The sequence below is a fragment of the Thiomonas sp. genome (assembly GCF_054608695.1).
The window spans coordinates 1-2,730 of the sequence record NZ_JBTRXV010000199.1 but is presented as its reverse complement, the minus strand read 5'-3'; the positions used below and the strand labels follow the sequence as shown (position 1 = coordinate 2,730).

The window sequence follows — 2,730 nt, the reverse complement described above, 5'->3', positions numbered from 1 at the left end:
CGTACGTGGTCCTCGAGCTGGCGGACTTCGTGGAGCTGATCCGGTGATGAGCACCCCGCGCATCCTCTGCCCAGGCTGCGGGCGGCCGGTGGACCCGGCCCGCTCGGCGGCCGACGCCGCACACGTCATCGAGTGTTCAGCAACCGGGACGCAGGCCCGGACGGTGCCGGCGTCAGCACTGACCTACGACACGGGAGAGGCGTCATGAACACGTTCGACCCACGCCAGCACGAGTGGCGCTTCATCAGCTACTACAAGTACAGATTCAGGTTTCGATGCGTTGGACCTCGGTGGCTCATGAGCTACGGCGGTGAGGCGGCGCAGATCTACACGTACAGCATCAGCTCGGGACCGATGACGTGGGCTGAGGCTGTAGAAGGGACGTGCTCCTCGGACGCCGAGGTCGCAGAGGCGATGGCCGGTGACCACGAGTACGTCTACGTGTGGAGGATGCCATGACCCTCGTCGCCGTCGTCCTCGTCGCCACGTGCCTCGTCGCGGGCCTGTGGGCCGTCTGGGCCGAACACGTCGACCGCCGCCGGGAGCGTGCCGACGCCCGCATGCTCGAGCACGTGGACCGGCGCAGGATCCCACAAGGGCGAACCCGCGGAGCTGCCCCGTCCCGTGGTTCGAGGTTCGCCGCCCGTGCGCGCGGGCATGGAGCCAAGGCGCTTTGGTGCGCCAACGGGGCGCCCGCGCCACGCCACGTCGAGATCGTGAAGACCCCCTACGACTGGGAGGAGCACGATGGCTGACCCCGACCTCGACGCAATCAAGGCGAAGCTGGCGCATTCGTGCGACTGCCCGGTGCACTGGCGCGCCGCCCGACTCGTGGCCGAAGTCAAGCGGTTGCGGGAGGCGCTCAGGACTGAGCGCGAGGCAAACGAGCGATCCCGGAAGGTGCTCGAACGAGCGCTCATCGAATGCGATTCGCTCGAGCGCGGTGAGGCGTGGTGGATCGCTGCCCGGAACGAGTTGGGCGCTCGCATCACGGTCCGCACACCCGCCCTCCACCCCCAGGAGCCGAGCGATGTCTAGGGTGATGGCCGTGATCTGCGTAGTTACCGCAGCTGCGTCCCTTGTTGCTGTAGGGCTCGGCGCCGACGACGATCGGCTAGAGATCGCTCTCGCGCTGAACAGCGCAGCGATGCTCGGGCTGGTGCTCGCAGTGAGGAAGGAGGAGCGCCGTGCCTAGGCGCCCGCCACGCGGCTTTTCCACCTGGATCGCCTACCGCAACGACCTCGCCCGGCGCAAGGGCTGGACCTCCTATAGCGAGAAGCGCTACTACGAGACAACCCTCGACCTGCGCTTCTACCTCACCCCGGGCGGCCCCGTCCCGTCGAAGGCGCTCGTCGCCCTCGCCGCTGTGTGCTGTCGGGGGCGGGGCCACGAGCCCGAGCGCGAGGGCAGTCTCCTGTGCGGGGACTGCAACAACGCCGTCAACCCCCGCGAGGTACCGCGCCCGTCGGTGTGGCAGAAGCGCCTGTGGCGCCTCGTCTCCGCTGAGATGCGCCGAGACCACCGCGGTCGCTTCGTCCGCGCCCAGGTTCGCAAGTCTCGCCGCACCCGTCTGATTCACGCCGGTGTGCCAGTCGAGGAGCTCGAAAGGAGAGCATCATGACCGAACTGTCAAGAACCGAGGAGACCGCTCGGCGCAAGAAACTGGAGGAGGGCGAGCTGCTGGCAGCAGTAGAGCTCTACGAAGGCGACGATAAGGAGCCCAGCGTGGTCGTGCAGTACTGGCGCTCTCAAGAAGGGCAGATCACGGCACGGTCCGCGGTCGTGGCGCTGAAGATGTGGACGATGGAGATGCGGCTACCGCTGAACAAGCGCGGGCGACCTTCCGCCGCCGCCATCCGAGACAGCCTGGTGCAAGTCGAGGTCGAACTGCAAGAGCACATCGGGGAGCAGGAGCCGGCATCATGACCGACATCGGCAAGAGGCGCCGCATCCTGGAGGTCCCGGCCCCCGTCGAGGCGCCGACGCAGGCGCCCGCCACGTCCCCGGAGCCCGCACGTGAGCCAGAGCGTGTCCCCGCCTAAACGGCGCCCGGAGGCCCCGGCGCCGCCGCCCGACGTCGAGCCCGTCGCAGAGCCGCTCCTCGGGTTCCGGGCGTTCGGGGTCACCGACACCGGCACGTTCCAGACCGTCAACCACCGTGCGTTCGCCGACGGCCCCGAGCACCCCGCGTTCTGCGACCACACGCTGAAGGGTTACAACGAACGCCGCGGCCACGACGAGGCGCCCGCATGGGACTGCACCTGCGGCTACTACGGCGTGGCCGACATCGACTGGCTCGACACGCGCCTTTGGCGCGCCTCGGTCGACCTGTGGGGAACCGTGGTCGTGCACGAGCACGGCTGGCGCGCCCAGTACCAGCAGATCCGGCGCATCTACGCGCCCGAGGCGTGCTTCTGGTGCGGCATGCCGGCCTCCGTGCTCTCGGTGGAGGCCTCATATCTGCGGGGATGGTGCGGGTGTACATCACGCAGCCAAGAGCGCGTCGCGGCGCCCGCTGCGCTCCTCGACGACCCTCGCATCGCATGGGGCAACGTCGACCCCGCCGGTCCGCCGCCGCCGACACTGGCCGCAGAGGTCGCCAAGCTCGCGAAGGCGGTCACCTTCCTCGGCACATCCGGCAGGGGCGTGCGGCCGATCCCCCGTGAGGTCGCAGCCATGGTGCCGGCGGGGACCACCACCTGGGTCAACGACCTGCAGGCGACGAACCC

At 69.0% G+C, this 2,730-nt stretch carries 7 protein-coding genes; all 7 read left to right on the top strand.

Translation table 11 applies throughout. The features are described 5' to 3' along the window. On the top strand, window positions 1-208 hold a 208-nt coding region (locus ACYCUK_RS24250), incomplete at its 5' end, for a hypothetical protein (RefSeq protein ID WP_461597137.1). Beyond that, the gene (locus ACYCUK_RS24245; protein WP_461597136.1) at window positions 205-459 is read left to right on the top strand and encodes a hypothetical protein; all 255 of its coding nucleotides are present in this window, start codon (window positions 205-207) and stop codon (window positions 457-459) included. The genes ACYCUK_RS24250 and ACYCUK_RS24245, both read left to right, overlap by 4 nt. Further along, the gene (locus ACYCUK_RS24240) at window positions 456-755 is read left to right on the top strand and encodes a hypothetical protein (RefSeq protein WP_461597135.1); all 300 of its coding nucleotides are present in this window, start codon (window positions 456-458) and stop codon (window positions 753-755) included. The genes ACYCUK_RS24245 and ACYCUK_RS24240 overlap by 4 nt, the downstream gene beginning before the upstream one ends. Further along, entirely contained in the window at window positions 748-1,038 is a 291-nt protein-coding gene (locus ACYCUK_RS24235; protein WP_461597134.1) for a hypothetical protein, read from the top strand. Before ACYCUK_RS24240 ends, ACYCUK_RS24235 begins: the two co-directional genes overlap by 8 nt. A 149-nt stretch (window positions 1,039-1,187) precedes the next feature. After that, window positions 1,188-1,622: a hypothetical protein gene (locus ACYCUK_RS24230; protein WP_461597133.1), complete on the top strand. Its 435-nt coding sequence runs from the start codon at window positions 1,188-1,190 to the stop codon at window positions 1,620-1,622. Next, window positions 1,619-1,927, top strand: a complete 309-nt coding sequence (locus ACYCUK_RS24225) for a hypothetical protein (RefSeq protein ID WP_461597132.1) — start codon at window positions 1,619-1,621, stop codon at window positions 1,925-1,927. The genes ACYCUK_RS24230 and ACYCUK_RS24225 overlap by 4 nt, the downstream gene beginning before the upstream one ends. Before the next feature lie 90 nt (window positions 1,928-2,017). Beyond that, window positions 2,018-2,730, top strand: a 713-nt coding sequence (locus tag ACYCUK_RS24220; RefSeq protein WP_461597131.1) for a hypothetical protein, incomplete at its 3' end; no start/stop codon positions are given.